23 protein-coding genes and 1 pseudogene are annotated in these 26,711 nt (G+C 73.1%); 6 read left to right on the top strand and 18 right to left on the bottom strand.

The features are described from left to right. Positions 1 to 18: 18 nt before the first annotated feature. The 10 genes from hpnE to ABT354_RS10855 form a co-directional block, all read right to left on the bottom strand. Complete coding sequence (gene hpnE, locus ABT354_RS10900) at positions 19 to 1,404, bottom strand: hydroxysqualene dehydroxylase HpnE (protein WP_351491790.1); 1,386 nt, start codon at positions 1,402 to 1,404, stop codon at positions 19 to 21. After that, entirely contained in the window at positions 1,401 to 1,577 is a 177-nt protein-coding gene (locus ABT354_RS10895) for a hypothetical protein (RefSeq protein WP_351491788.1), read from the bottom strand. The genes hpnE and ABT354_RS10895 overlap by 4 nt, the downstream gene beginning before the upstream one ends. After that, on the bottom strand, positions 1,574 to 2,524 hold the full coding sequence (gene hpnD, locus ABT354_RS10890) for a presqualene diphosphate synthase HpnD (protein ID WP_351491786.1): 951 nt from the start codon (positions 2,522 to 2,524) through the stop codon (positions 1,574 to 1,576). Before hpnD ends, ABT354_RS10895 begins: the two co-directional genes overlap by 4 nt. Beyond that, complete coding sequence (hpnC, locus tag ABT354_RS10885) at positions 2,521 to 3,462, bottom strand: squalene synthase HpnC (protein WP_351491783.1); 942 nt, start codon at positions 3,460 to 3,462, stop codon at positions 2,521 to 2,523. The genes hpnD and hpnC overlap by 4 nt, the downstream gene beginning before the upstream one ends. 497 nt (positions 3,463 to 3,959) lie before the next feature. After that, entirely contained in the window at positions 3,960 to 4,745 is a 786-nt protein-coding gene (locus ABT354_RS10880) for an ABC transporter ATP-binding protein (RefSeq protein WP_351491781.1), read from the bottom strand. Further along, on the bottom strand, positions 4,738 to 5,667 hold the full coding sequence (locus ABT354_RS10875; protein ID WP_351491778.1) for an ABC transporter permease: 930 nt from the start codon (positions 5,665 to 5,667) through the stop codon (positions 4,738 to 4,740). The genes ABT354_RS10880 and ABT354_RS10875 overlap by 8 nt, the downstream gene beginning before the upstream one ends. Before the next feature lie 218 nt (positions 5,668 to 5,885). Next, entirely contained in the window at positions 5,886 to 6,665 is a 780-nt protein-coding gene (locus ABT354_RS10870) for a CDP-alcohol phosphatidyltransferase family protein (protein WP_351491776.1), read from the bottom strand. Next, positions 6,643 to 7,704 carry an iron-containing alcohol dehydrogenase family protein gene (locus tag ABT354_RS10865; RefSeq protein ID WP_351491774.1) on the bottom strand — a complete coding sequence of 354 codons (1,062 nt, stop codon included), beginning with the start codon at positions 7,702 to 7,704 and terminating at the stop codon, positions 6,643 to 6,645. Before ABT354_RS10865 ends, ABT354_RS10870 begins: the two co-directional genes overlap by 23 nt. Beyond that, positions 7,692 to 8,429, bottom strand: coding sequence for a phosphocholine cytidylyltransferase family protein (locus tag ABT354_RS10860; RefSeq protein WP_351491772.1), 738 nt, complete (start codon positions 8,427 to 8,429; stop codon positions 7,692 to 7,694). The genes ABT354_RS10865 and ABT354_RS10860 overlap by 13 nt, the downstream gene beginning before the upstream one ends. Next, positions 8,426 to 10,234 carry a DUF5941 domain-containing protein gene (locus ABT354_RS10855; protein ID WP_351492057.1) on the bottom strand — a complete coding sequence of 603 codons (1,809 nt, stop codon included), beginning with the start codon at positions 10,232 to 10,234 and terminating at the stop codon, positions 8,426 to 8,428. The genes ABT354_RS10860 and ABT354_RS10855 overlap by 4 nt, the downstream gene beginning before the upstream one ends. 883 nt (positions 10,235 to 11,117) lie before the next feature. Here ABT354_RS10855 and galE point away from each other — a divergent pair. From galE to idi, 3 genes are all read left to right on the top strand, one after another. Further along, the gene (gene galE / locus ABT354_RS10850) at positions 11,118 to 12,104 is read left to right on the top strand and encodes a UDP-glucose 4-epimerase GalE (protein WP_351491770.1); all 987 of its coding nucleotides are present in this window, start codon (positions 11,118 to 11,120) and stop codon (positions 12,102 to 12,104) included. Between the two features lie 267 nt (positions 12,105 to 12,371). Continuing rightward, complete coding sequence (locus ABT354_RS10845; protein WP_351491768.1) at positions 12,372 to 13,313, top strand: cation diffusion facilitator family transporter; 942 nt, start codon at positions 12,372 to 12,374, stop codon at positions 13,311 to 13,313. A gap of 322 nt (positions 13,314 to 13,635) precedes the next feature. Then, the gene (idi, locus tag ABT354_RS10840; protein ID WP_351491765.1) at positions 13,636 to 14,238 is read left to right on the top strand and encodes an isopentenyl-diphosphate Delta-isomerase; all 603 of its coding nucleotides are present in this window, start codon (positions 13,636 to 13,638) and stop codon (positions 14,236 to 14,238) included. Between the two features lie 37 nt (positions 14,239 to 14,275). On the opposite strand, the gene ABT354_RS10835 is transcribed toward idi, so the two are convergent. Together ABT354_RS10835 and ABT354_RS10830 are read right to left on the bottom strand one after the other, a co-directional pair. Further along, positions 14,276 to 14,728: an ATP-binding protein gene (locus ABT354_RS10835; RefSeq protein ID WP_351491763.1), complete on the bottom strand. Its 453-nt coding sequence runs from the start codon at positions 14,726 to 14,728 to the stop codon at positions 14,276 to 14,278. 271 nt (positions 14,729 to 14,999) lie between these two features. After that, a pseudogene (locus tag ABT354_RS10830) lies at positions 15,000 to 15,583 on the bottom strand (HdeD family acid-resistance protein). Positions 15,584 to 15,658: 75 nt separating this feature from the next. On the opposite strand from ABT354_RS10830, the gene ABT354_RS10825 reads away from it, so the two are divergent. Continuing rightward, positions 15,659 to 16,462, top strand: coding sequence for an enoyl-CoA hydratase/isomerase family protein (locus ABT354_RS10825; RefSeq protein WP_351491761.1), 804 nt, complete (start codon positions 15,659 to 15,661; stop codon positions 16,460 to 16,462). Between the two features lie 120 nt (positions 16,463 to 16,582). On the opposite strand, the gene ABT354_RS10820 is transcribed toward ABT354_RS10825, so the two are convergent. Together ABT354_RS10820 and ABT354_RS10815 are read right to left on the bottom strand one after the other, a co-directional pair. Continuing rightward, on the bottom strand, positions 16,583 to 17,221 hold the full coding sequence (locus tag ABT354_RS10820; protein ID WP_351491758.1) for a DJ-1/PfpI family protein: 639 nt from the start codon (positions 17,219 to 17,221) through the stop codon (positions 16,583 to 16,585). 160 nt (positions 17,222 to 17,381) lie between these two features. After that, positions 17,382 to 18,365 carry a GlxA family transcriptional regulator gene (locus ABT354_RS10815; protein ID WP_351491756.1) on the bottom strand — a complete coding sequence of 328 codons (984 nt, stop codon included), beginning with the start codon at positions 18,363 to 18,365 and terminating at the stop codon, positions 17,382 to 17,384. A gap of 214 nt (positions 18,366 to 18,579) precedes the next feature. On the opposite strand from ABT354_RS10815, the gene ABT354_RS10810 reads away from it, so the two are divergent. Then, the gene (locus ABT354_RS10810; protein WP_351491754.1) at positions 18,580 to 20,952 is read left to right on the top strand and encodes a Tex family protein; all 2,373 of its coding nucleotides are present in this window, start codon (positions 18,580 to 18,582) and stop codon (positions 20,950 to 20,952) included. Between the two features lie 141 nt (positions 20,953 to 21,093). Here ABT354_RS10810 and ABT354_RS10805 read toward each other — a convergent pair whose 3' ends face one another. Then, on the bottom strand, positions 21,094 to 22,182 hold the full coding sequence (locus ABT354_RS10805) for an oxidoreductase (RefSeq protein ID WP_351491751.1): 1,089 nt from the start codon (positions 22,180 to 22,182) through the stop codon (positions 21,094 to 21,096). A 65-nt stretch (positions 22,183 to 22,247) separates the two neighbouring features. Between ABT354_RS10805 and ABT354_RS10800 the strand changes: the two genes are divergently transcribed. Further along, the gene (locus ABT354_RS10800; RefSeq protein ID WP_351491748.1) at positions 22,248 to 23,207 is read left to right on the top strand and encodes an FAD-dependent oxidoreductase; all 960 of its coding nucleotides are present in this window, start codon (positions 22,248 to 22,250) and stop codon (positions 23,205 to 23,207) included. Between the two features lie 111 nt (positions 23,208 to 23,318). Here ABT354_RS10800 and ABT354_RS10795 read toward each other — a convergent pair whose 3' ends face one another. From ABT354_RS10795 to ABT354_RS10785, 3 genes are all read right to left on the bottom strand, one after another. Continuing rightward, positions 23,319 to 23,495, bottom strand: a complete 177-nt coding sequence (locus ABT354_RS10795; protein ID WP_351491746.1) for a hypothetical protein — start codon at positions 23,493 to 23,495, stop codon at positions 23,319 to 23,321. A 74-nt stretch (positions 23,496 to 23,569) separates the two neighbouring features. Continuing rightward, positions 23,570 to 25,228, bottom strand: a complete 1,659-nt coding sequence (locus ABT354_RS10790; protein ID WP_351492055.1) for a BCCT family transporter — start codon at positions 25,226 to 25,228, stop codon at positions 23,570 to 23,572. A 191-nt stretch (positions 25,229 to 25,419) separates the two neighbouring features. Then, the gene (locus tag ABT354_RS10785; RefSeq protein ID WP_351491743.1) at positions 25,420 to 26,709 is read right to left on the bottom strand and encodes a M14 family metallopeptidase; all 1,290 of its coding nucleotides are present in this window, start codon (positions 26,707 to 26,709) and stop codon (positions 25,420 to 25,422) included. Positions 26,710 to 26,711 lie beyond the last annotated feature (2 nt).

Below are 26,711 nucleotides of genomic sequence, written 5' to 3'. Positions count from 1 at the left end.
TTGTTCCGGTACTCGGACTCACGCCGCCTCCTTGAGCGGATGTTCCTGGGGGCGGCCGAGAGCACGGAGCGCCGCGTCGGCGGCGGTGAAACCGCTGCGCACGGCGCCCTCCATGGTCGCGGGCCAGCCGGTGGCGGTCCACGCGCCCGCGAGATACAGACCCCGGGCGCGGGTGGGCGCGCCGGGACGCAGTCGGCCGACGCCGGGGGCGGGGGCGAAGGTCGCCGTGCGCTCCCGGGTGACGAAGAAGTCGCGCACCACGGCGCCCCGGGCGAGCGGCAGCAGCCGCTCCAGCTCGGGCAGATAGCGCGCCCGCAACTCGGCCACCGGGGCGTCGATCTCGTCCCCGGCGTCGGACTGCGAGAGCGCCAGATACTGGCCGTCGGTCAGCCCGGACGCGTCGGTACGGTCGAACACCCACTGGACGGGGCTGCCCAGCGCGGCGAAGAAGGGGCTGCGCAGGACCGTACGGTCATAGCGGACATGGATGTTGAGGATCGGCGCGGTGCCGATGTCCAACAGCCGGTCGGGGTCGTCGAGGGCGCCCTCGGGGAGCAGCTCATGGGCCTCGCGCTGGGCGGTGGCGAGGACGACGGTGTCGGCGGCGAGGGGCTCGGTGTCGGTCCGCACGGACCAGCCGCCGGCGGGGTCGCCCTCGACGCCCCGGACCCGCACTCCGCTCTCGACCCGGACCCCGCTCAGTGCGAGGGCCTTACGGGCGAGGGTGTCGTGCAGCTCGCCGAGGGGGACCCGGGCCCAGCCGATGTCGGCGGCGCCGGGGTCGGAGAGCAGCCCGGTCTTGAAGACCATGGCGGCCAGGCCCATGGAGGTGTGGGGCGCGGTGGCGTTCAGGGTGGCGACGCCGACGAGGTCCCACAGGGCCTCGATCGCCCGGGGGGACTGGCCGTGGCGGCCGAGCCAGGTGGCGAAGTCGATGCCGTCGAGCGCGGGGTCGGCCGGGTCGAGCCGGCCGAGCGCCAGGGCGGCGCGGGCGGCCCCGGCGCGCTCCTTGAGGGAGAGGTGCGGGTAGGTGGCGAGGCTGGCGGCCAGATGGAGGGGGACGGGCAGATCGGCGCGGCGCAGCCGGCCGAGCCGGGACCCGGCGGGCCGGCGCGGGTCGACGACGGGCACGTCCAACCGGTCCTGCACGGGCGCGAGATGCGTACCGCCGATCCGCTCCAGGAACCAGCGGTAGGCGGTGCAGCAGCGCAGATACACATGCTGGCCGTTGTCGACGGTGAGGTCGCCGCGGCGGAAGGAGAAGGCGAGCCCGCCGAGGCGGGGGCGGCTCTCGACCAGGGTGACCTCGGCACCGCCGTCGGCGAGACGGAGCGCCGCGGTGATCCCGGCGAGGCCGCCGCCGATCACGACGGCGCGGTGAGGGGGACTGTCGGCGCGGCTCATCGGCGCTCCTTCCGTACGAGGGGCGCCGCGACGGCGCCGCCGGTCTTGCGTCCCCCGGCCCGGGGCCCCGCGCCGGGCGCGCCCGAGCACCCCTGCGGGCCGGCCAGGGGGGTGCCACCGAGGACACCCCGGGTGGCGGCGGGGGTGCGGGGCCGCAGGGGCGGGAGGGTCATGCGCGTCCCCTGAGGGCCTGGCGGCCGATGGTGCGGGCGTCGACGCCCGAGAGCCCGCGCACCGCGACATACGCCTTCTCGCGCCCCGGCAGCGAGACCCGGCCGCGCAGCACCGCCCCCGGGTCGCGCTCGATCCGGTCGAGGAGCCGCCGGTAGATCCCCGCCATCGCGGCGACACAGGCACCGCTGCGCCGGTCCAGCATGGGCAGCAGCCGGTACCCCTCGGCGAAGAGCGCGCGGGCCCGCCGCACTTCGTGGTGGACGAGTCCGGCGAAGTCCGAGCCGGGCGGCGGGGTCAGCGTGGTGAACCCCGCCGAGCAGCCGAATGCGGCGAGGTCGTCGGCGGGCAGATAGGTCCGGCCGTTCGCCGCGTCCTCGCGCACGTCACGGAGGATGTTGGTGAGTTGGAGGGCGAGCCCGAGGGTGTCGGCGTACTCGGCGGCGCGCTCGGTGCCCGGGGCCCCGGGCTGGGTGCCGAAGACACCGAGGGAGAGCCTTCCGATCCCCCCGGCGACACAGCGGCAGTACTCCTTCAGCTCGTCCCAGCTCCCATAGGTCCGGCCGTGCACATCCATGAGGACACCGTCGAGCAGCTCGTCGAGGGCGTCCAGCGGCACGGGGAAGCGGCGGGCGGTGTCGGCGAGGGCGACGGCGACCGGGTCGGTGTCGTCGTCCTCGACCGCGCCCGCGCGGACCCGCTCCAGGAGGGCGCGGGTGGCCTCCAGCCGCTCCCGCTTGACCTCGGGTGCGAGGGGGCCGTCGCCGATGTCGTCCACCCGGCGGGAGAAGGCGTACAGCGCCGACATGGCCTGCCGCTTGTCGGGCGGCAGCAGCCGGATGCCGTACGCGAAGTTGCGTGCCTGCTGGGCCGTCACGGCCTCGCAGTAGCTGTAGGCGGCCTGCACCGGTGCCGGGGGATGGGGGGGTTGCTCCACGGTCCGGCTCACCTTTCTTTACGCGCTCGTCGCAGGACGGCGCCCACTTCCTGCAGAAGCCGCGCCTTCGCGGGTCTGGGCGGTCCGGGCAGTACGTCGTGACCGGCCGCGCCGATCGCGGCCAGCGCCGCGCGCCCCCCGCCGACAAATCCGGCGAGCAGCAGACGCAGCCTGCCGTGGACACTGCCCACCAGCGGGACCCCTTCGTCCAGCAGTCGGCGGGCGCGGTCCGCCTGATAGGCAACGAGGGCGCGGACCGAAGCGTTCCCGCTCGGCGCGGCGAGATCGTTCTCGCTGACGTGGAACCGCCGCATGTCCTCGGCCGGGAGGTAGATCCGGTCCCGGGCGAGGTCCTCGGAGACGTCCTGGAGGTGTTCGATGATCTGGAGGGCCGTGCAGACCGCGTCGGACCTGCGCAGCCGCTCGGGGGTGAGGGTCCCGCTGACCTGGAGGACGAGATTCCCCACCGGGTTGGCGGAGAGTTCGCAGTAGGCGAGGAGGTCCTCGTAGCTCTCGTAGCGGCGTACCCGCTGGTCCTGGCGGTTGGCCTCGATCAGGCCGAGGAACGGCTCGATCGTGAGGGAGCGGTCGCGGACCGGGGCGCGCAGCGCGGCGAGGAGGGGGTGGCGCGGGCCCTGCGCGGTGCCGTCCGCCGGGGCGAAGGCCCTGCGGAGATCCGCTTCGAGCGCGTCGAGCAGGACGATCCGGTCCGGGGCGTCCTCGGGGGCGACACCGAGCAGCCGGGCGTCGGCGCCGCCCGGGGCGAGGTCGCCGTCACCGATGTCGTCCACCAGGCGGGCGTAGCCGTAGAGGGCCATCAGGTCGTCGCGCCAGGCCCGGGGCAGGAAGAAGGGGGCCACGGGGAAGTTCTCGGCCGCGGCCTTGTCCAGGGTGTGACGGGTGTCGGGGTCCCCGGGGACCGCCGTCCGCGTCTGACGGGTTCCGGTCATGCGCGACAACCCGGGGCGGAGACGGCGAAAGCCTCATGAAGCTGAAGATCTTTGATCACTGCCGTCACAGCTCCCGTTCTACACTGCGGATCCAATCCATCCTATTTCGGACACGCCGCCGCTCCCGCCGGGCGCGCGGGGGTCGGGTGCCGGACATGGCATCGGGGACGTATCGCCGCACTTGCCGCGATTCACCACTGGTACAGCTTACGTGGCGCGATGCCCGGATCTCCGTCCGGGCGGTGTGGTCATGACCTGTGCTGGGCACCGGTGGTCAACCTTCCGTCACGGCCCCGTACTTGGTCCCCCCGGGCGTCCGGGGCCGGATCACGGGTACGGGGAGGTCGGCGGCGCGCGCCACCCGCACCGGAGCGCCGGCGCCGGGCAGAACGCGTTCAAGCCCCCGCCCACAGGGTCGGCGGGGGCTTGCGGCGGACGGGGGCACCCGGCCGCACTCCGGCTGCCGGATGCCGGCTGTCGCTTCTGACCGGTTTCCTTTACTTACCGGTTTCCTTCTCGTATGCCTTCAGCACCTCGTCGGTGGGCCCGTCCATGAGCAGCCGTCCGTGCTCCAGCCAGAGCACCCGGTCACAGGTGTCCCGGATGGACTTGTTGCTGTGGCTGACCAGGAAGACGGTGCCCGCCTCCTTGCGCAGCTCACGGATGCGCTTCTCGGAGCGGATCTGGAACTTGCGGTCACCGGTGGCCAGCGCCTCGTCGATCATGAGGACATCGTGGTTCTTGGCCGCTGCGATGGAGAACCGCAGCCGGGCCCCCATGCCCGAGGAGTAGGTACGCATGGGGAGGGTGATGAAGTCGCCCTTCTCATTGATCCCGGAGAAGTCGACGATCGACTGGTAGCGCTCCCGGATCTCCTCCCGGGACATGCCCATGGCGAGACCGCCGAGGATCACATTGCGCTCGCCGGTGAGGTCGCTCATCATCGCGGCGTTGACACCGAGGAGCGAGGGCTGGCCGTCGGTGTAGACGCGGCCGCGCTCCGTGGGGAGCAGTCCGGCTATGGCGCGCAGCAGGGTCGATTTGCCGGAGCCGTTCGTCCCGATCAGGCCGATGGCCTCACCCCGGTAGGCGGTGAAGGTGACACCCCGTACGGCGTGCACCTCGCGCATGCCGCGCGGCTGCTTGGCCTTCTTGCCGCGCAGGATCTTGTTGAGGGCCGCGGTGGCACTGCCGCGTGCGCCGCCGCCCCCGTTCACCCGGTAGACGATATGGACGTCGTCGGCGATGACGGTGGGAATCCGTCCGGTGTTGTTCTCAGCCACGGCCGTACCGCTCCTCCGCCTTCCAGAAGTACACAAAACCGAGGACTCCGGCGAGTACCGCCCAGCCCAGGGCGAACGCCCAGATGTGATCCGGCAGGTTGTCGGAGGTGTAGCCGTCGATCAGGGCGAAGCGGACCAGGTCCATATAGATCGCGGCGGGGTTCAGCTGGAGGACGTCCACGATCCACTGCGGCCTGTCCTTGAGCATCAGCGGGATGGAGAACATCACGCCGGAGGCGTACATCCAGGTCCGCAGCACGAAGGGCATCAGCTGGGCGAGGTCCGGCGTCTTGCTGCCGAGCCGGGCCATGATCAGCGCGATGCCGGTGTTGAAGACGAACTGGAGCGCCAGCGCCGGGATCACCAGCAGCCAGGAGAGCGACGGATAGCTGCCGAAGGCCATCACGATCACCAGCAGGACGGCCATCGAGAACAGCAGCTGCTGGAGCTGCTGGAGGGCGAAGGAGATCGGCAGGGAGGCCCGGGGGAAGTGCAGGGCGCGCACCAGCCCCAGATTGCCGGAGATCGCCCGTACCCCGGAGAGCACCGAGCTCTGGGTGAAGGTGAAGACGAACACACCCGTCACCAGGAACGGTACGAAGACATCGTTGGGGATGCCGTTCTTGGTCCCCAGGATCAGACCGAAGATCAGGTAGTAGACCAGCGCGTTGAGCAGCGGGGTGGCCACCTGCCACAGCTGTCCGAGCTTGGCCTTGCTGTACTGGGCGGTCAGCTTGGCCTGCGAGAACGCGATGATGAAGTGGCGGCGTCCCCAGAGCTGGCCGATGTACTCGATCAGACCGGGGCGGGCGCCGCTGACCGAAAGACCGTACTTGGCGGCGAGCTGGGCCGGGGACAGGCCGTCGTCCTCCGATGGCCGTGCGGTCATCGCGACCGCACCGTCAGGGGTTGTGTCACTCACAAGAGGAAACTTTCGTCTTCGAGATGCGCGGCAGTGGGGGCGCGGCCCCGGGCGCCCCGGTACGACCCGGTGTGCCCAGGGCCCCAGCTTGTCAGATCACCAAGGGGCGGCCCAGTCGGCCGAGGGACCTCGGGGGCCTTTCCGGCCTCCGAGCGGCCCCCGGGCCGGTCGGGCGTCGCCGGCCTCCCCCGCCGGGCGCGGGGCCCGGCGGGGGGCGGTCACCGGAGCCTGCTGGAGGCGAGGATCGACACCAGGTGCAGCAGGGTCTGGACGACGGCGATACCGGCGAGGACCGCGATACCGAGGCGGGTGAAGAACAGATCGCCCTGGACCATGTCGAGCACGGCCATCACCAGGATGAAGAGGCTGGCCTCGATGCCGCCGACGAGCCGGTGGAACTTGAGCGCGGCCGCGGCCCGCCGGGCCAGCGCCAGACCGGAGGAGCGGGGCACGGACGCCTCGTCCTTGACGGCGGGCAGGCCACTGCGCTGGCGGGCGACGTCGACGAGGTCGGTCTCGGCCTTGATCAGGATCGCGCCGAGGGCGGCGACGGTGCCGAGGAAGGCCCACAGCCACTCGGGGTCGCCCGAGCCGAAGAGGTCGGCGCCGCGTATGCCGAAGCCGATCAGGAGCGCCGCCTCGCAGAGGTAGTGCCCGATACGGTCCAGGTAGACCCCGGTGATCGAGGTCTGGCCGCGCCAGCGGGCCACCTCGCCGTCCACGCAGTCCAGCAGCAGATAGATCTGGAAGAGCACGGCCGCGAGGATCGCGCCGGTCAGCCCGGGAATCAGCAGGGCGGCGCCGCCCAGGATCCCCACCACGATCATGAGGTAGGTCAGCTGGTTGGGCGTGATCCGGGTGTTCACCAGGTACGGGTCGCAGCGCAGCGAGATCTCGCGCATGTACAGGCGGCCGGCCCAGTGCTCGCCACTGCGCCGGTCCTTCACGCCCGCCGGGTGCACGACGGGACGGAGTTCAGCTACGGATGGTCTTGGCATAGTCGGCGTACGCGTCCCTGATCTGGTCGGTGGTGAGGTCGAGGTGCTCAAGGATGGTGAAGCGGCCCGGCCGGGTCTGCGGCGCGTACTCCACGGCGCGGACGAACTCCGCCGGGGTGAAGCCGATGTCCTCGGGGAGGACCGGCAGCCGGTGGCGGCGCAGCACCTCGGCGAGGAGGCCCGCCTCCTCGTGGCTGCCGCGCAGATGCATCGCGAAGGCGGCACCGAGGCCGACCTGTTCGCCATGGCTGGCCGCGCGCTGCGGGAACAGCAGGTCGAAGGCGTGGCTGATCTCATGGCAGGCGCCGGAGGAGGGCCGGGTGTCACCACTGATCGACATGGCGATACCGGTGAGGACCAGGGCCTCGGCCAGGACCACGAGGAAGGCGTCGTCCTCGACCCCGCCGGGGTGGCGCAGCACGGACTCGCCCGCGGTGCGGGCCATGGCGGCGGCCAGTCCGTCGACGGGCTCCCCGTTGACCCGCTGGGACAGCTCCCAGTCGGCGATGGCGGAGAGATTGGAGACGGTGTCGCCGATCCCGGAGCGGATGAAGCGGGCCGGGGCGTCACGGATCACATCGAGGTCGATGACCATCGCGATGGGCGAGGGGACCCCGTAGGAGCCCCGGCCGTTGTCGTTGTCGAGGGTGGCGACCGGGGAGCAGATGCCGTCGTGCGCCAGATTGGTGGCGACCGAGACCATCGGGAGGCCGACCCGGGCCGCCGCGTACTTGGTCACGTCGATGATCTTGCCGCCGCCGATGGCGACCACCGCGTCGTAGCGGCGGCCCCGGATCGCGTCGGCGAGCCTGACGGCCGAGTCGAGGGTGCCGTCGGCGACCTCGAACCAGTCGGCGCCGGGCAGCAGCGGGGCCAGCCGGGGGCGCAGCGCCCGTCCGGAGCCGCCGCTGAGCACGACCGCGAGCTTGCCGGAGGCGGAGATCCGCTGATCGGCGAGGAGCGCCGCGAGGCCGTCCAGCGCTCCCGACCGGATGTCGACGACAACCGGTGACGGGATCAGCCGGGTCAGTACTGGCACGCGATCTCACGGCCCTTCGCGAGGTCGTCGTGGTTGTCGATCTCGACCCAGCTGACCTCGCCGATGGGGGCCACGTCGATGGTGTGGCCGCGGTCGACCAGCTCCTGGTAGCCGTCCTCGTAGTAGAGGTCGGGGTCGCGCTCGAAGGTGGTCCGCAGCGCGTCCGCCAGCTCCTCGGCGGCCTCGGGCTCGATCAGGGTGACGCCGATGTACTCGCCGGTGGCGGTGGCCGGGTCCATGAGCTTGGTGATCCGGCGCACACCGCGGCCGTCCTCGGTGATGACCTTCATCTCCTCGTCGGCGAGGTTCTTCACCGTGTCGAGGGCGAGGATGATCTTCTTGCCGTCGCCGCGGGCGGCCAGCAGGGAGCGCTCGACGGAGACCGGGTGGACGGTGTCGCCGTTGGCGAGGATCACACCGCGCTTCAGCACGTCACGGGCGCACCACAGGGAGTAGGCGTTGTTCCACTCCTCGGCCTTGTCGTTCTCGACCAGGGTGAGCGTGAGGCCGTAGCGGGCCTCCAGCGCCTCCTTGCGCTCGTAGACGGCTTCCTTGCGGTAGCCGACGACGATCGCGACCTCGGTGAGGCCGATCTCGGCGAAGTTGGCCAGGGTGAGGTCGAGGACGGTCGTATCGCCGTCCACGGGCACGAGGGCCTTCGGGAGCGTGTCGGTGTAGGGGCGAAGACGCCGTCCGGCACCGGCGGCCAGTACGAGGCCGATCATGCGGGTTCTCCTTCGTCGTGTACGGCGGGCGCCGCGGAGGACACCCAGAAACGGATGCTCTCCACCAGCACCACCAGGGCGATCACGCCGGCCAGGGCCGTCAGGGCCCAGCGGAGGTCCGGGGCGGCGACGAGGGCGGCCAGCAGCGCGACGGCCAGGGTCCGGCCCTCGTGTCCGCCGATCACCCGTACCAGCCAGGCCGGGGGCGCCCCGGTGCCTCCCCGGATGCGGTAGACCGTGTCGTAGTGATGGTAGGCGACCGCGGCCACCAGCCCGAAGGCCGCGGGGAGGGCGCCGTCGGCGTCGGCCCGGGCGGCGAGCGCCAGCACCGTGCCGTACTCGGCGGCCCGGAAGAAGGGCGGCACCAGCCAGTCGAGGGAGCCCTTGAGGGGGCGGGCGACGGCCAGGCCCGAGGTCACGACGTAGAACGCGGCGGCGGCGAGCGGCCAGGGCGAGCCGTAGTCGCTCAGGGCGGCGGTGGCGGTGACCGCGACGGCGCCGATCAGGGCGATGACGGGGGTGGCCAGGGCGGGCAGCCGGCGCACCAGCGGGGCGCCGGCCCGGGCCACGGCCCCGGCGAGCGGGCCGGAGTCCGCGAGGTCGGCGAGGGCGCCGGCGGCGCGGTCGGTGCGGTGTGCCTTACGGGTCAGCGAGCGCAGCAGCCGTCCGGCGGTGGTGTAGCAGGCGGCGAAGCCACAGCCGATCAGGAGCGCCCAGAAGACGATCCGGGGGGTGGTCAGCGCGGTCAGCACGGCGATCATGGCCCAGCGCTCGCCGATCGGCAGAACGATCATGCGGCGTACCCACACCGTCCAGCCGACGCTGTCGAGGCGGCCGGAGAGGGCGGCGGTGGGGCTGGTGTTGGCGACGGCGTCGTGGTTGGCCTCGTTGAAGGAGAAGTCCACGACATGCCGGCAGGTCATGAGCACCATGGCGCCCAGGGCCAGCGCCCAGACGTCGTCCCCGCCCCGGGCGGCGCCCAGGGCCAGGCCGGCGTAGTAGGCGTACTCCTTGGCCCGGTCGAAGGTGGCGTCCAGCCAGGCGCCCATCGTGGAGTACTGGAGCGAGTACCGGGCGAGCTGCCCGTCCGTGCAGTCCAGGACGAAGGAGACGATCAGCAGGACACCGGCGGCGACAAAGCCGCCCCGGGTGCCGGTGGCGGCGAAGCCCGCCGCGATCAGCGCGGTGATCAGGGAGGCGGTGGTGACCTGGTTGGGGGTGAGACCCCGGCGGGCGCACCAGCGCGCGATGTAGCGCGAGTACGGGCTGACGGCGTAGGTGGTGAAGAAGCCGTCCCGGGCCTTGACCGCGGAGCGCAGCCGGACCGCCTCGTCGTCGACGTCGGCGACGGCCTGCCGGGCCTCGTTGCGGGCCTGGGGGTCGCCGGGCACGGTCGCGACGAGGGAGCCCAGCTCGGGGCGGTGCACGGCGGCGCCGTCGGCGTCCAGGGCGGTGGCGAGGGCGTCGGGGAGGACGGTGTCCACCGCGGTGGTCCCGCCCGCCGGGGCTTCCGCGCCGGCCAGCGCGCGGCCCAGCGCGGCCCGGCCCTCGGGCTTCGCGGTGAGCGCGCCGGGGACGGCGGCGAGGGCGAACCGGGGGTCGGTGAGGGCCAGCCGCAGGGAGTGGACATGGCCGACGAAGCGGGCGTCCACCACCGCGACCCGCTCGGCGGCGGGGACGGCGGCGATCAGTGCGGCGGTCTCCTCGGCGCCCGGGGAGACCCGTACATCGAAGCCCAGCGACCGCAAGTCGCCCTCGAGCGACGAACCGGGCACGGGCGGACCGGTGAGGATGGCGGTCGACAGACGACTCACTCCTTGGAACCGAGGGTGTGGGCGCGCGGCGGCCCGGCCCGGTGACACGGGCGGCGGCACGTCGGCGAAGGCTTCGGCAGAGGCTATCGGATGCGCTGTGGCGGGAGTTCACTGGCCGTTCACGCCCCCGGGGCGGCTCCGATCGCCCGGCGGGCCCCTCACGGGCGCCCTTGCCGGAGATCATCATTGTCGATCACCACCTCCCCGGCAAACCGTGCCTCATGCCTCGCGGCGCGTGGGTGGGGTGTGCGCGGGTGCGGGGCGCCCCCGGCACCGGGGCCCGGCGCCCCCGGGACGCCCCGCACACGGCGACGCGGTGCCGGCGCCCGGCCACCCGGCCCGCGGGGACCTGCCGGCGCACCCGCCGGGGCACCCGGACGCTGTCAGGGCCGTGGGACCCCCGGGCGGACCGGCTGGAGTCCCGAGGGACCCGGCCGGAGATGGCTTCCCGAGATGCACGGGACGCCCCGCACGGCGGAGGACCAACCTCGCCCCGGGCGACGCGGTGCTGCCGACGCCCGCCCGCCCGAGCCGCACGGACCCGATGGCACACCCACGGGGCACCCGGGACGGCACCGCAGCCTTGGCACCCCCCGGGACGACCGAGTGACGGTCCCCACAGACACAGCCTGTGGCCCCGGGCGGAGCCCGAAGCGGTACAGGCGCCTCCGAACCACGCCCGAGGGGCTTGAGCGGCCCCGTCCGGGCAGACCAGGGTGCGGCTCGGACCGGGGAGCCGAGCCGGGCCCCCGGCGAAGCCCAGGGGCCGAAGCGCCCCGGCGGCCGGTCCGCGCGGGCCCGGCGGCGGGTGGGGCGCCGCGTCAGGGTGCGCCCGGGGGACGGGGGCGGGGTGGTACGACCTAGGCTGGCGGGCATGACGTGGCTGATCACAGGTGGAGCGGGGTACATCGGTGCGCATGTGGCGCACACGATGACGGAGGCGGGCGAGGCGGTGGTCGTCCTGGACGATCTGTCGTCGGGTGTCGCCGGACGACTCCCGGAGGGGGCCGTCCTGGTCCGGGGGCGGGTGGACGACCGGGAGGCGCTGGACCGGGTGCTCACCGGGCACGGCGTCACAGGCGTGATCCATCTCGCGGCGAAGAAGCAGGTCGCGGAGTCGGTGGCGCACCCCCTCGACTACTACCGGGAGAATGTCCACGGGCTGACCGTGCTGCTGGACGCCGTGGTCGCGGCGGGGGTGCGCTCCTTCCTCTTCTCCTCGTCGGCCGCGGTGTACGGGGTCCCGGACACCGGGGAGCTGATCCCGGAGACGGCGCCCTGCGTGCCGATCAACCCGTACGGCGAGACCAAGCTGGCGGGCGAGTGGCTGGTACGGGCCGCCGGGCAGGCGCACGGGCTGACCACCGCCTGTCTGCGCTACTTCAATGTGGCGGGCGCCGAACGGCCCGAGCTGACGGACACCGGGGTGTCCAACATCATCCCGATGTTCTTCGACCGGATCACCCGGGGCGAGCAGCCCCGGATCTTCGGCGACGACTACCCCACACCCGACGGCACCTGCATCCGTGACTACATCCATGTCGCCGATCTCGCCGACGCGCATCTGGCGGTCGCCCGGCGGCTGACGGAGCGGAAGGGCGGGGACCTCACGGTGAACATCGGCCGGGGGACCGGGGTGTCGGTACGGGAGCTGGCGGATGTGGTGGGCGAGGTCACCGGCCGGCCGGTGACCCCCGTGGTGGAGCCCCGCCGCCCCGGGGACGCGGCCCGCGCGGTCGCCTCCGTCGGGCTGATCTCCGAGGAGCTGGGCTGGTCGGCCTCGCGCGGCGTGCGGGAGATGGTCGCGTCCGCGTGGGAGGGCTGGTGCCTGCGGCACCCGGAGGCCCTCGGCGGAGCGTAGGTCACTGACGCACGGCTCCGTACCTCCCCGGACCGCGCCCGGCCCGTGCCCAGGCGCGCGCCGGGCGCGGAATGACGTCGTCCGATTACCTCGGCCACCGGGCGCCCCGAAGGGCGGTACAGCTCGTTCACACCTCTGACCTGCGGATCGTTTCCGCAGGTCAGGTGTAATGGCAACGGTGTTCAGTGCCGTGTTGCCCATACCCCCCACCCGTAGTTCACTGGGGTCCGTCAGAGCGGTTCCCGCGACGGTCTGGAGGCGTTTTTCATGGGGGTTGGGCACGATCACGGACATAGCCACGGAGGGCCCCCACCCACCGGGACGGCAGCCGCGGCGTACCAGGGGCGACTACGGATCGCGCTCGGTATCACCCTGAGTGTGATGGTGCTGGAGATCGTGGGCGGAGTCGTCACCGGTTCCCTCGCCCTGGTCGCCGACGCGGCCCATATGGCGACCGATGCCGTCGGACTCGCCATGGCCCTGCTCGCCATCCACTTCGCCAACCGTCCACCGAGCACCAGCCGCACCTTCGGGCTGGCACGGGCCGAGATACTCGCGGCGCTCGCCAACTGTCTGCTCCTGCTCGGCGTGGGCGGCTATGTGCTCTACGAGGCGATCCAGCGGTTCATCGAGCCGGCCGAGACCAAGGGCGGGCTGACCATCGTCTTCGCCCTGGTGGGTCTGGCCGCCAACGTGATCTCGCTCTCCCTGCTGATGCGCGGCCAGAAGGACAGCCTCAATGTCCGCGGCGCCTATCTGGAGGTGCTGAACGACGCCCTGGGCTCGGTCGCCGTACTGATCTCCGCCGTGATCATCATCACCACCGGCTGGCAGGCCGCCGACCCCATCGCCTCCATCCTCATCGGGCTGATGATCGTCCCCCGTACGGTGAAGCTGCTGCGGGAGACGGTGAACGTCCTGCTGGAGGCGGCACCCAAGAATGTCGACATGGGCGAGGTCAGGGCACACATCCTGGCCCTGCCCGGGGTGGCGGACGTGCACGACCTCCACGCCTGGACGATCACCTCCGGTATGCCGGTGCTCTCCGCCCATGTGGTGGTCCACCCGGAGGCGCTGGACTCGGCGGGCCACGAGAAGATGCTCCACGATCTCCAGGGCTGCCTGGGGGACCACTTCGATGTCGAGCACTGCACCTTCCAGCTGGAGCCGACCGGGCACGCGGAGCACGAGGCCGGGCTCTGTCACTGAGCCCCCGGGCCCGGCGGGCCGGTCACCCCAAGACCGGCCGGGCCGTCCGGGCCGTCCGGGCCGTCCGGTGCCGGGGGCATGTGCCCCCGGCACCGCACACCGCGAGGGAGCGGATTCCCCCGGATTCCCGGCGCCCCGAGGATTCCGCCCCGCTCCGGTGGGGCAAGATCCGGGGGTCCACGACCCCCGGCCCGCGCGGCCCCGCCGCAGCCGCCCGGTGCTCCGTCCCGGGACATGCCCGGACAGCGGAGTACGGACAAACCGCTTGTGTACGGCAGACTGGGCAGGCCCCACCGGGCGAGGACCACAGCGAAGGATGGTTATGCCGACCTCACCGACCTCACCGACCACCGCGAACACCACCCCGGACGGTGGCGCTCCGCAAGAGATCCTGCTCGAACTGGTCGATGAGCACGGCACCACGATCGGCACCGCGGAGAAGCTCGCCGCCCATCAGCCCCCCGGTCAGCTGCACCGGGCGTTCTCGGTCTTCCTCTTCGACGACCGGGGGCGGCTGCTGATCCAGCGCCGGGCGCTGGGCAAGTACCACTCCCCCGGGGTCTGGTCGAACACCTGCTGCGGGCACCCCTACCCCGGTGAGGCGCCCTTCGCCGCGGCGGCCCGGCGCACCCATGAGGAGCTGGGGCTCTCCCCGTCGCTGATGGCGGAGGCGGGCACGGTCCGCTACAACCACCCGGACCCGGACTCGGGCCTGGTGGAGCAGGAGTACAACCACCTCTTCATCGGTCTGGTGGGCGCCGTGCCCGCACCGGACCCGGAGGAGGTCGGCGAGATCGCCTTCGTCACCCCCGAGGAGCTGGCCGAGCGGCATGCCGCGGCGCCGTTCTCCTCGTGGTTCATGACGGTCCTGGACGCGGCCCGCCCGGCGATCAAGGAGCTGACGGGCCCGTCCGGCGGCTGGTAGCAGCCCCGGGAGTGTCCCGGGGCCCGGTGGCGGCGGCTCAGGCCAGTTTCAGCGGCAGCTCCGCCCAGACGGCCTTGCCGCCGCCCGCCGTGTGCTCCACGTCGTACCGTCCGCCCGCCTCCAGGGTGATCTCCCGGACGAGCAGCAGACCCCGGCCGCCGGTCTGTCCGCCGTCCGTCTCCAGGACCCGGGGGCGGTAGGGGTGCCGGTCCTCCACGGAGACCCGGATCCAGCCGCTCCGCACGGCGACCTCCACGGACGCCTCCGGGGAGACCACGGCCGCGTGTTTGACGGCATTGGTGACCAGCTCGGAGACGATCAGCAGCAGCCCGGCCTCGATCTCCTCCTGGAGGGGTAAGCCCTGGCGGCGCAGCAGCTCCCGGACGGCTCTGCGGGCCCGTGGCACCGAGACCTCGGTCGTGGGAACGGTGAAGCGCCAGACTCCGTCGTACGACAGTGGCCGGACGGGTACGCTCCCGCGGCTCTCCATGAATCCGGCACCCACTTTCGGCTCGACTCCCACGGTGTTCGGAGCACAAGTGTTGGCGGACGGTCGGTCCGGACCAGGTAACTGAACGCAAGTCAGCGTCAATCGACGCCTTCTGACCGGGTGCGTATGACAGAGGCGCTTGCGCGACTGCTCCTGATCCCCTTGTGGTCGTTCGACCGGGTATGACGCACTGAATCCTTACTGATCCCGTCCTGGAGCCGCGGTCGAGCCCTCCCGGAGCGGCGCCCTCCGGAGTCGGCGCGCCCCGGGGTCAGTAGGTGCGCGGGGCGCTCTCCCCGTCGGCGACCATGCCCACGATCCGGCGCCCGCCGACCCCCATCGCGATCAGACCGAGCCCGTCGAAGAGCAGCGCCAGGGAGAAGAAGAGCCCAGGACATAACGGCTGCTCTCGGGCCAGTTGGCCAGGACCAGAATGCCCAGCAGCAGACCGACGGCGCCCTGGAAGAGCATCCAGCCGAACTGAGGCCCCCGTACCACCAGACTGCCCACCAGCCGGAAGAGCCCACCGGTCAGGAAGAGCAGCGCGGCGAAGAGGGTCAGGGCCTCCGCCGAGCCCCGGGGGTGCAGGATCACGACCACCCCGGCCGCGATGTTCAGCGCCGCGACCACCACCGCCGGCCAGAAGTAGTCGCTGCCCCGGGAGTGCACCGCGTGCGCCAGACCGACCAGACCGCCGATCAGCAGCAGCCAGCCGAAGAGCAGCATCGAGGTCAGGGTGGCCAGCCCGGTGTAGACAAGACCGACGACACCGGCGATCACCAGGATCACCCCGAGCACCGCCAGCAGGCCGAAGCTCCGCTTCAGCCTCCGGGGCTCCGCACCGGTTGTGGCCATGGCCGCCTCCTCGCCGCGCCCCCCTGGTACCCCACCCCGATCGTAGGTCCGCCGGCGCCGGATAGCATCCGGCGCATGAGGCAACCGGAGGTGCCACGGGGGCGCACGGAGCGGAAACCGGGGCTGACCCACACCGTCACCGGCCAGGTCGCCACCGTCGTCATCGACAATCCCGCCAAGCGCAACGCCATGACCCCCGCCATGTGGCGGGCCCTGCCCGGGCTGCTCGCCACCCTCGCGGGCGACCCCTCGGTGCGCGCCCTGGTGCTCACCGGCGCGGGCGCCACCTTCTGCGCGGGGGCGGACATCGCGGCGCTGCGGGACCCGGCGGAGTCACCGCGGGATCTCGCCGTGGCCGCCGAGGAGGCGCTGGCCGCCTTCCCCTGGCCGACGGTGGCGGCGGTACGGGGCCACTGTGTGGGCGGGGGGTGTCAGCTGGCGGTCGCCTGCGATCTGCGGTTCGCGGAGGAGGGGGCGCTCCTCGGGGTCACCCCGGCGCGGCTGGGGGTGGTCTACCCGGCCTCCGCGACCCGCCGGCTCGCGGCGCTCACGGGACCGTCGGCCGCCCGGTATCTGCTCTTCTCCGGGGAGCTGATCGGTACGGAGCGGGCGCTGCGCACCGGTCTGGTGGACGAGGTGGTCCCGGTGGGCGGGCTGGCGAAGCGGATCGCGGAGTTCACCGGGGTCCTCACGGAGCGGTCGCTGCTGACCCAGGCCGCCGCGAAGGAGTTCCTGGCGGGGGCGGGTCCGGAGCGGGAGGAGTTCTGGGAGCGCCAGGGCCGGGAGCAGGCCGGGCCCGGGGGTGAGACGGCCGAGGGGGCGACCGCCTTCCTGGAGCGCCGCCCGCCCCGGTTCACCTGGCGGGGGCCGCTGGCCTGACCCGGGCCCGGCCCCCGGCCCCGTACCGGAAGAAGGGTCCCGCCCGCGCACGGAAGCCGGGTCCCGCCCTCGTACGGACGGCGGGACCTCTCGTACGGAAGGCGGGACCCGGCGCGGGGGCTATGCCTCGTACATGCCCTCCCGCTCGGCGCGCAGCCGTGCCACCACATGGGCCGGGGCCTTCTCGGGCGACCCGGCGTCATAGGGCGGCTGGGGGTCGTACTCGGTCAGCAGCTGTACGGTCTGCGCCAGTTCGTCGCCGCCTATCCGGCCCAGCAGCTGGAGCGCCATGTCGATCCCGGCGGAGACCCCCGCCGCGGTGACGTACTTGCCGTCCACGACGACCCGCTCCCGGGTGGGCTCGGCACCGTGGGGCACCAGCTCGTCGAAGGTGAGCCAGTGGGTCGTGGCCCGGCGGCCCTTCAGCAGCCCGGCGGCGGCGAGGAGATGGGAGCCGGTGCAGACGGAGGTGGTCCAGGTGGTGTGGGTGTCGGCGACCCGCAGCCAGTCGAGGACGCGCTCGTCGCGCATGGCGGCCCGGGAGCCGGGGCCGCCGGGCACCAGCACCACATCCGGCGCGGGGACCTCGTCCAGCGAGCGGTCGGCCACGATCGCGAGCGAGCCCTGGTCGCCCCGGACCGGTCCGGCCTCCCGGGCGACGAAGACCGTCTCGGCGCCGGGGGCACGGCCGAGGAGTTCATAGGGGCCGATGGCGTCGAGCGAGGTGAAGCGGTCGTAGAGCAGAACGGCGATCTGCATGGGTGCGGTGCCTTTCGGGTCGGGCCGGCGGATCCGCGCCGGGCCGGGCGGAGGGACGGACCACGGACTTCTGGACAGGTCGGGCATCGGGACAGGTCGGGTGCCGGGCCAGGTCGAGGACAGGGACAGGGACAGGTCGGGGTCGGGGTCGGGGACAGGGTCAGGAGGCGGCGGGGACACGGAAGCGGCGGCGGTACTCCACCGGCGGCGCCCCGAGCACCTTCACAAAGGCCCGCCGCATCGCCTCCGGAGTGCCGTAGCCGCAGGCCCGGGAGATCTCCTCCACCCCGTCGGCGGTCTCCTCCAGCAGCCGCCGGGCGTGTTCCAGCCGGACGCGCTCCGCGTACCGCCCCGGGGTCACCCCGGTCTCGGCACGGAAGGCACGGGCGAAGTGCCGGGGCGAGAGCGCCGCACGGGCCGCGAGCGCGGCGACGGAGAGATCGGCGCCCGGGTGCTCGGCGACCCACCGCTGGACCTCCCGCAGGGGCTCACGGTGCGCCGTCTGCGCGGCGAGCTGGACGCTGAACTGTGCCTGGTTCCCCGGGCGCCGCAGAAAGACCACCAGATGACGGGCGACGGTCAGCGCCGCCTCCCGGCCGTGGTCCTCCTCGACCAGGGCGAGCGCCAGATCGATCCCCGCCGTCACCCCGGCGGAGGTGGCGATCCGGCCGTCGCGGACGAAGATCGGGTCGGGCTCCACCCGCACCTCGGGATGGGCGCGGGCGAGCAGTTCGCAGGCGGCCCAGTGGGTGGTGGCGCGATGGCCGTCGAGCAGCCCGGCCCGGGCGAGCAGCAGGGCCCCGGTGCAGACCGAGACCAGGCGTTCGGCGCGCGGGCCGTTGCGGCGCAGCCACGCCACCAGCGCGGGATCGGGGTCACGGGTGCCCTCGCCGCCGGGGACGACCAGGGTGTGCGCGGGGGGTGCGTCGGCGAGCGATCCGTCCGGTACGAGGACGAGCCCGCTGGTGGTCCGGACCGGGCGGCCGTCGAGCGACGCGGTGCGCAGCGGATAGTCGGCGGGGTCGCCGACGGCGCGCCGGGCTCCGGTGAAGACCTCGACGGGGCCGGTCACATCGAGGCTCTGGACATCGTCGAAGAGGACGACCAGAACGGAACGCGTTCGGTCCACGGGTCGGTGGGTCATGTCCGTCATCCTCGCGGGGGCGGCGGGAGGGCCGCAATGACGGGTGTCCCACCCTTTCTGCCACCCCTCCCGCCGTGCTCTCCGCCGCACCGGGAACCGGACCCGGTCCGGAGGGCGTTGTCCACACACGCCGGGGCGAACGCGACACAGCCCGTGCCCAACCGGCACAATGCACTCTCAAGCACAGCCAGCAGGGAAGGCGAGTCGGGGAACCGTGACGACGTCCATCGAAGGCAGGATCGCCGAAGAGCTCGGCGTACGGGAGCGACAGGTCAAGGCCGCCGTCGACCTCCTGGACGGCGGGTCGACCGTGCCGTTCATCGCGCGCTATCGCAAAGAGGCGACGGAGATGCTCGACGACGCGCAGCTGCGCACGCTGGAGGAGCGGCTGCGCTATCTGCGGGAACTGGAGGAGCGTCGGACGACGATCCTGGAGTCCGTGCGGGAGCAGGGCAAGCTGGACGAGGAGCTGGCGGCGCGGATCCGGGCCGCCGACACCAAGGCCCGGCTGGAGGACATCTATCTGCCGTTCAAGCCCAAGCGCCGGACCAAGGCGCAGATCGCCCGGGAGGCGGGCCTGGAACCGCTCGCGGACGGGCTGCTGACGGATCCCTCGGTGGAGCCGCTCGCGGCGGCGGCGGCCTTCGTGGACGCGGAGCGGGGCGTCGCGGACCCGGCGGCGGCGCTGGAGGGCGCGCGGGCGATCCTCGCCGAGCGGTTCTCGGAGGACGCCGATCTCATCGGTGAGCTGCGGGAGCGGATGTGGGGCCGGGGCAGGATGTCGGCTCGGGTCCGGGAGGGCAAGGAGGAGGCGGGCGCCAAGTTCGCCGACTACTTCGATGTCACCGAGCCCTTCACGGAGCTGCCCTCCCACCGGGTGCTGGCGATGCTCCGGGGGGAGAAGGAGGACATCCTCGACCTGGCGCTGGAGCCGGAGGAGGCGGCGGCGGAGCCCGGGACCCCTTCCGGGTACGAGGCGATCGTCGCCCATCGGTTCGGGATCGCCGACCGGGGGCGCCCCGGTGACGGCTGGCTCCGGGACACGGTCCGCTGGGCCTGGCGCACCCGGATCCTGGTCCATCTGGGCATCGATCTGCGGCTGCGGCTGCGGACGGCGGCGGAGGACGAGGCGGTCCGGGTCTTCGCGGCCAATCTGCGGGATCTGCTGCTGGCCGCGCCCGCCGGGACCCGGGCGACGCTGGGTCTCGACCCCGGTTTCCGTACCGGCGTGAAGGTGGCGGTGGTGGACGCGACCGGGAAGGTCGTCGCCACCGACACGATCCATCCGCATGTTCCGGCGAACCGCTGGAAGGAGTCCCTGGCGACGCTCGCCCGGCTGGCGAAGGAGCACGCGGTCGATCTGATCGCGATCGGCAATGGGACCGCCTCGCGGGAGACGGACCGGCTCGCGACGGATCTGCTCGCCGCCCACCCCGAGCTGAATCTCACCAAGGTGATGGTGTCCGAGGCGGGTGCGTCGGTGTATTCGGCGTCCGCCTTCGCCTCGCAGGAGCTGCCGGGGCTCGATGTGTCGCTGCGCGGGGCGGTCTCGATCGCGCGCCGGCTCCAGGATCCGCTGGCCGAGCTGGTGAAGATCGACCCGAAGTCGATCGGGGTCGGGCAGTACCAGCACGACCTGTCCGAGGTGAAGTTGTCGCGTTCGCTGGACGCGGTGGTCGAGGACTGTGTGAACGGTGTCGGGGTCGATGTGAACACCGCGTCGGCGCCGCTGCTGGCCCGGGTCTCCGGCATCAGCTCCGGCCTCGCGGAGAACATCGTCGCCCATCGGGACGCCCATGGTCCGTTCCGTTCCCGGCGGGCGCTGAAGGATGTGTCCCGGCTGGGTCCCAAGGCGTACGAGCAGTGCGCGGGCTTTCTGCGGATCCGGGGCGGTGACGATCCGCTGGACGCGTCCAGTGTCCACCCGGAGGCGTATCCCGTGGTGCGGCGGATGGTGAAGCGCTCCGGCGGCGAGGTGGCCGCGCTGATCGGCAACACCGGGGTGCTGCGGTCGCTGCGGGCGGACGAGTTCGTGGACGAGACCTTCGGTCTGCCGACGGTGACGGACATCCTGCGGGAGCTGGAGAAGCCGGGGCGCGACCCCCGGCCGGCGTTCCGGACGGCGGCGTTCAAGGAGGGTGTCGAGAAGATCGGCGACCTGGCGCCGGGGATGGTGCTGGAGGGCGTGGTCACCAATGTGGCGGCGTTCGGGGCGTTCGTCGACATCGGGGTGCACCAGGACGGTCTGGTGCATGTGTCCGCGATGTCGAAGAGCTTCGTCAAGGACCCGCGCGATGTGGTGAAGCCGGGCGATGTGGTGAAGGTGAAGGTGCTGGATGTCGACATCCCGCGCAAGCGGATCTCGCTGACGCTGCGGCTGGACGACGAGGCGGCGACGGCGGCCGCCGCCGGCCGGGGCCGGGACGGGGCGGGGCAGCAGCGTCCGCCGCGCGAGCGCGGGGGCCGTCCCCAGCAGCGGCGGGGCAGCGGGAGCGGCGGTGGGCAGTCGGCCGGCCGCCCGGCACCGCCCCCGGCGAACAGCGCGATGGCGGACGCCCTCCGCCGCGCGGGCCTCACCCGGGGCTGACCCCGGCCGCCGGCCCGGCGAGCCGGCACCCACGGCCCGGTTCCCGCGCCCCCACCGGGGGCCGGGACCCGGGCCGTTCCCGTCCCCGGCACGGCCGGGGAGCAGGACGTCAGGACGTCAGAGGGTCAGGGGGTCAGCGGGTCAGGGGTTCAGACGGGTGATCAGGACCTGGCCCAGGGCGCGGGCGACCAGGAAGGAGTGGGGGCGGGAGGTGTCGTCGGAGGGCCGAGGGGGCAGGGGGACGCGGTGGCGGCCCGGGGGGAAGGTGGCGTCGAGGACCGTGGTCTGCCGGGGGCCGCGGGACCGGTCGAGACGGAAGGCGTCCAGCCGGACCCGGCACACCGTGGCCACCGCCACCTCCACCTCGGCCGTCCGGGCGGAGCCGGGGCCCGCGCCCGGCCCCGCCGCCCCCTCCGTCGGCGCCGGCCCCTCCGGCAGCGCCGTCAGCCCGGTCAGCCGCCGCAGTTCGCACGGCCCCCGGTCCAGCGCCTCCTCGACCTGGGCCACCAGCAGGGGGACGACCGGGGCGAGCCCGCTGACCCGTACCGCGTCCGCGCCCGCCGTGCGCAGGGTCTCCAGGACCTCGCTCCGCACCCGAGCGCCGACCCCGCGCCCGAAGACCACCGCCCCGTACCGGCGCAACTCCGCCACGGGGAGGGTGCCGAGGTCGCGGGTGAGGTCGGCACCGACCCCGGCGGCGCGCAGCGCGGCGGCGAGCCGGGGCAGCACCCCGGTACCGGCGCCGAGCAGCAGCGCGCGCCGGTCCCCGGGGGCGGCCAGCAGCCGTGCCACGACGGCCCGGTAGTCCCCGGCACGGAAGCGGAACGGCCCGACGCCGGGGTAGCCGTCGCGTTCCAGCCGGGCCGGTTCCCCGGTCTGCCAGGCGAAGTCCCGCCAGATCACATCGGGTCCGGCCCGTTCCACGACGGCCGTCACCGCTCCGCAGCCCAGCGCGCCGCACTCCGGACAGGCGTAGATCACCCGCCGTCCGCCGTCCAGCAGGGCCGGGTTCTCCGGCAGCAGTCGGCACGCCTGTCCCGGGGGGATCGCCGGGGGCACATCGGAGGCCAGCGGAGACACGGCGTCCCCTTCGCTCAGCCGGAACAGCAGGGGCCGTCCATTGACGATGAAGTCCAGGAAGTCCCGGGGCAGGTGGCAGGCGCCAGCCGGCCGGACTCCCCCGGTCCGCATCGCCGGCGCCAGCCCGAGGGTCGCGTACGCGGCAGCCATGTGCCGAGTATCCCCGCGGGCCACCCCTTCCGTCGGCGCGGCACGGCATTCGCTACGGTCGGCCCATGAGCGGTGAGGTGATCGTGGTGGGGGGCGGCGTCAGCGGGCTGACGACCGCCGTGGAGCTGGCCGAGCGCGGCCACCGGGTGCGTGTGCGATCGGCCGAGGAGTCCGCGAGGACGACATCGGCCGTGGCGGGCGGCCTGTGGTGGCCCTATCGGATCGAGCCGAAGGAGCAGGTCGCACGGTGGGCCGTGGAGTCCCTGGGGGTGTACGAGGAGTTGGCGTCCGACCCCGGGGAGACGGGGGTGCGGCTGGTCCCGGGGGTGGCGGTGGGCCGGGCGGCCGACGGCCTCGGCCCCTGGGCCGCCGCGCTGGGGCAGCTGCGCCCCGCCCGGCCGGAGGAACTGCCCTCCGGACACACGGAGGGGGTGTGGGCGCGGGTGCCGCTGGTTGACATGCCGGTCCAGCTGGCCTGGCTGCGACGGCGGCTGGAGGCGGCGGGCGGCTCGGTGGAACCGGGCACCGTCACCTCGCTGACGGAGCTGTCCCGGACCGTGCCGACGGTGGTCAACTGCACCGGTCTGGGCGCCCGGGAGCTGGTACCGGATCCGGGGGTGCGCCCGGTCAGGGGCCAGCTGGTGCTGGTGGAGAACCCCGGGATCGAGGAGTGGCTCACCCTCGCCGACGACGAGGGGTCACGGAGCACCTATCTGATGCCGCAGCCGGGGCGGCTGATCCTGGGCGGGACGGCCGAGGAGGACGACTGGCGGCGCGAGCCCGACGCGGCGACGGCGGCGGCGATCGTGGCGCGCTGCGCCCTGTACCACCCGGCGGTGGCCACGGCCCGGGTGCTGGGCCACCGGGTGGGGCTGCGCCCGGTCCGTCCGGCGGGGGTCCGGATCGAGGCGGAGCAGCTGCCGGGCGGGGGGCTGGTGGTGCACAACTACGGTCATGGCGGGGCCGGGGTGACCGTCGCCTGGGGCTGTGCGCGGGCGGCGGCGGCGCTGGTGCCCCCGGTGTGACACCGGCGGGAGCCCGCCGCGACAGTCCTGCTCCGGGCGGTCCGGGTCGTCAGAGGAGGCGGCCCGGGTCCGGGTCCGGGTCGTCAGAGGAGGCGGCCCGGGTCCGGGTCGTCAGGGGAGCCGGCCCGGCGGATGGCCCTCCTCGCCGCGCGCCCCCAGCGCGAGGGCGCCCACCAGCAGCGTGCCGCCGAGGAAGATCAGCAGCACCATCCAGCCGCCCGGGGCCAGAAAGCCCACCACGAGCAGGGCCAGGGCGAGACCGATGACGCCTTTCCCACCGGATGACACGGGCGGTTCCCCTCTCGGGTTCCGCGGTGGCCCGGCGCGGGGCCGGGCCACGGCGGCCGATGTGTGCGGGCGCCTCACCGTACTCCGGTACCCGGCTCCTCCGTACCCCGCTGCTGAGGTCCGACCGGATCACGCTCGTCGTCCGGTCCGGCGCCCGGTCCGATCCGGATCTCGAAGGCGCCGTCGTACTGCTCATGGCCGGCGATGACGGCGGACTCCACCACCTCCGTGCCCATCTCGCTCCGGACGATCAGCGGGTCGTGGCGCAGATCGCGCATGAGGGCGACGCACATGCCCACCATGACGACCACAAAGGGCGCGGCGACCAGGATGGTGAGGTTCTGGAGTCCGGCGAGCGCGTCGCCCTCGCCGTCGCCGATCAGGAGCATGATCGCGGCGACGGCTCCGGTGACGATGCCCCAGAAGACGACGACCAGCCGGCTGGGTTCGAAGGTGCCCTGCTGGGAGAGGGTGCCCATGACGACCGACGCGGCGTCGGCGCCGGAGACGAAGAAGATCCCGACCAGCACCATGACCAGGATGCTCATCGTGGTGGCCAGCGGGAACTGCTGGAGGACATCGAAGAGCTGGCCCTCGGGGGTGGCGGAGTCGGCGAGCTTCCCGCCCTCCTGGAGCTTCATCGCCGAGCCGCCGAAGACCGCGAACCAGACCAGGCTGACCGTGCTGGGGACGAGGATGACCCCGCCGACGAACTGACGGATCGTCCGGCCCCGGCTGATCCGGGCGATGAACATGCCGACGAAGGGCGTCCAGGAGATCCACCAGGCCCAGTAGAAGACGGTCCAGCTGCCCAGCCAGTCGGCCACGCCCTCGCCACCGGTGGCCTCGGTACGCCCGGCGAGCTGGGGGAGTTCGCCGAAGTAGGCGGCGATGGAGGTGGGCAGCAGATCGAGGACGAGGATGGTGGGGCCCGCGACGAAGACGAAGAAGGCCAGCAGCAGCGCCAGCACCATATTGGTGTTGGAGAGCCACTGGATGCCCTTCTCCACACCGGAGACGGCGGAGAGCACGAAGGCCACCGTCAGAACGGCGATGACGCAGACCAGCAGGGTGGTGCCGGTCTTCTCCAGCCAGCCCAGCTCATGGAAGCCGCTGCCGATCTGGAGGGCACCGAGGCCGAGGGAGGCGGCGGAGCCGAAGAGGGTGGCGAAGATGGCGAGGATGTCGATGAGCCGGCCCACGGTGCCCTGGGAGTGGCCCTCGCCGAGAAGTGGCTCGAAGACGGCGCTGATGGTCTGGCGGCGCCTGCGGCGGAAGGTGCTGTAGGCGATGGCGAGACCGACGACGGCGTAGATGGCCCAGGGGTGCAGGGTCCAGTGGAAGAGGGTGGTCGCCATGGCGATCTGCATGGCGTCGGCGGAGTCCTGGGGCTGGGTGCCGGGCGGCGGGTCGGTGTAGTGGGCCAGCGGCTCGCTCACCCCGTAGAACATCAGCCCGATGCCCATACCGGCGCTGAACATCATCGCGACCCAGGAGACCGTACGGAACTCGGGCTTCTCGCCCTCGTCGCCGAGGGGGATCCGGCCGTAGCGGCTGATGGCCAGCCAGAGGGCGAAGACGACAAAGCCGGAGGCGCCGAGCACAAAGGCCCAGCCGCCGTTGTGGATCAGCCCCGCCAGCAGGCTGCTGGAGATGGACTGGAGGGCCCCGGTGGCGATCGACCCCCAGATCACAAAGGCGAGGGTGAGGCCGGCGGTGACCCCGAAGACCACCCGGTCCGTGGTGGGCGGACCGCCCGCCTGCGGGGGATCGGGGAGCCCGTCGGAAGGGGACGGGGCTCCCCGGTCGTCCGGGGCGTCCGGTCGTTGTCCATGCGACACGAGTGGCACCTTTCAGGGTTTGCTCGGAAGAGTGCGTTTTGCTCCTCCGCTACCCCCTACCACAGGATGTGCACCTGGCACGTTCAACAGGCGGTGAGGGGCTGTCCCTTTGTGAGGTGATGGCTCGCGCGGGCGTCCAGCAGCAGCGGCACCAGGGCCCGCCGGGACTGCCGCAGGGGGACCAGCGCCCCGCCGTCGTCCGCCGGGTGGGCCCGTACGCCGTGCAGGGCCAGCTCGTCCCGGACCCCGCTCCACTGGCCGGGGTCGAGCCGGTAGCCGCAGGGCGGATCGGTGAGGATCTGCTCCGGGGTGGCGGGGGCGTTGTCGGCGCCGCCCAGATAGACGGGGCCGTGGTCGGCGAGTCCGGCGAGCCGGGCCGAGCCGGTCGCCCGCTCGACGGCCTCACGGCGTTCGCCGCTGAAGGACAGCAGCCCGTCGAGGGCGGCGAGTTGGCTGTGCACCCGGCGGCGGTTGTTCAGCGCCGGGTCGTCCCGCTCGGCGTCGGTGAGCGCGTCGACCCGGCTCTCGATGAGCAGCCCGATGGCGTTCTTGACTCCGGTGGCGTTGCGCAGGATGCGTTCCTGGCCGTCGCCCGCGACCTGGCGAATCGGTTCTCCGGTCGCGGGGTCGGTCCAGATGCCATAGGTGCCGGTGGTGTACCCGGCCTCCTCGGCCGCCGGGCGGACATACCGCTGGGAGAGCGTCCGGGACTCCTGGTGGACCCCGCTGTGGGTGTTGAGGTTGCGCGGCCACAGATCGAACAGGTCCCGGTCGTAGTAGCGCGGGGTGGAGCCGTACTCGTGCAGGTCGTACACGATGTCCGGGGTGTGGTCGCGGACCACGGCGGCGAGCGCGCGGCCCTCCCCGGTCGCGAGCGCGATGTGGTCGCGGTTGATGTCCACCCCGCCGGCGTTGCCCCGGGTGTCGGCGGCCCGGCCGTCCGGGTTGGCGGTGGGCACGACCAGCAGTTGGGTACGGGCGAGCAGGGCGCGGGTCGCCGGGGAGCGGTCGAAGGCGAGATCCCGCACGGTGGTCAGACACGCCTCCCGGCCGGCGGGCTCGTCACCGTGCTGGGAGCAGACCAGCAGCACCCGGTGGGCGGCGTGCGGGGCGCCGATCCGTATCAGCCGCAGGGGGCGGTCCTGGGCGGTGGTCCCGATCCGGTGGACCGAGACCCGGTCGCCCGCCCGGTCGACGGCGGCGAGGAAGGACGCCTCCTCGTCCTCGCCGGTCCAGCGGGCACCGTCGCTGCGTTCGAATCCGGTACGGGGTGGCTGCGCGCCCTGGCTGGCACGGGCCGGGCCGGTGATCAGCGGTACGGCGAGCGAGGTGGCCAGGGCGGCGAGCGCGAGGGCGCGCGGCCACGGGGTCATGA

Origin of the sequence: Streptomyces sp. NPDC000594, from assembly GCF_040299965.1 — a bacterium.
Lineage (GTDB): Bacteria > Actinomycetota > Actinomycetes > Streptomycetales > Streptomycetaceae > Streptomyces.
This window is presented reverse-complemented; position numbering and strand designations above follow the sequence as displayed.

Bases quoted from the DNA above. Each gene is read 5' to 3' on its own strand.
- hpnE (WP_351491790.1), bottom strand. From the start codon at position 1,404: ATGAGCCGCGCCGACAGTCCCCCTCACCGCGCCGTCGTGATCGGCGGC.
- ABT354_RS10895 (WP_351491788.1), bottom strand. From the start codon at position 1,577: ATGACCCTCCCGCCCCTGCGGCCCCGCACCCCCGCCGCCACCCGGGGT.
- hpnC (WP_351491783.1), bottom strand. From the start codon at position 3,462: ATGACCGGAACCCGTCAGACGCGGACGGCGGTCCCCGGGGACCCCGAC.
- ABT354_RS10870 (WP_351491776.1), bottom strand. From the start codon at position 6,665: ATGCCAAGACCATCCGTAGCTGAACTCCGTCCCGTCGTGCACCCGGCG.
- ABT354_RS10860 (WP_351491772.1), bottom strand. From the start codon at position 8,429: ATGATCGGCCTCGTACTGGCCGCCGGTGCCGGACGGCGTCTTCGCCCC.
- galE (WP_351491770.1), top strand. From the start codon at position 11,118: ATGACGTGGCTGATCACAGGTGGAGCGGGGTACATCGGTGCGCATGTG.
- ABT354_RS10845 (WP_351491768.1), top strand. From the start codon at position 12,372: ATGGGGGTTGGGCACGATCACGGACATAGCCACGGAGGGCCCCCACCC.
- idi (WP_351491765.1), top strand. From the start codon at position 13,636: ATGCCGACCTCACCGACCTCACCGACCACCGCGAACACCACCCCGGAC.
- ABT354_RS10835 (WP_351491763.1), bottom strand. From the start codon at position 14,728: ATGGAGAGCCGCGGGAGCGTACCCGTCCGGCCACTGTCGTACGACGGA.
- ABT354_RS10825 (WP_351491761.1), top strand. From the start codon at position 15,659: ATGAGGCAACCGGAGGTGCCACGGGGGCGCACGGAGCGGAAACCGGGG.
- ABT354_RS10820 (WP_351491758.1), bottom strand. From the start codon at position 17,221: ATGCAGATCGCCGTTCTGCTCTACGACCGCTTCACCTCGCTCGACGCC.
- ABT354_RS10815 (WP_351491756.1), bottom strand. From the start codon at position 18,365: ATGACCCACCGACCCGTGGACCGAACGCGTTCCGTTCTGGTCGTCCTC.
- ABT354_RS10805 (WP_351491751.1), bottom strand. From the start codon at position 22,182: ATGGCTGCCGCGTACGCGACCCTCGGGCTGGCGCCGGCGATGCGGACC.
- ABT354_RS10800 (WP_351491748.1), top strand. From the start codon at position 22,248: ATGAGCGGTGAGGTGATCGTGGTGGGGGGCGGCGTCAGCGGGCTGACG.
- ABT354_RS10785 (WP_351491743.1), bottom strand. From the start codon at position 26,709: ATGACCCCGTGGCCGCGCGCCCTCGCGCTCGCCGCCCTGGCCACCTCG.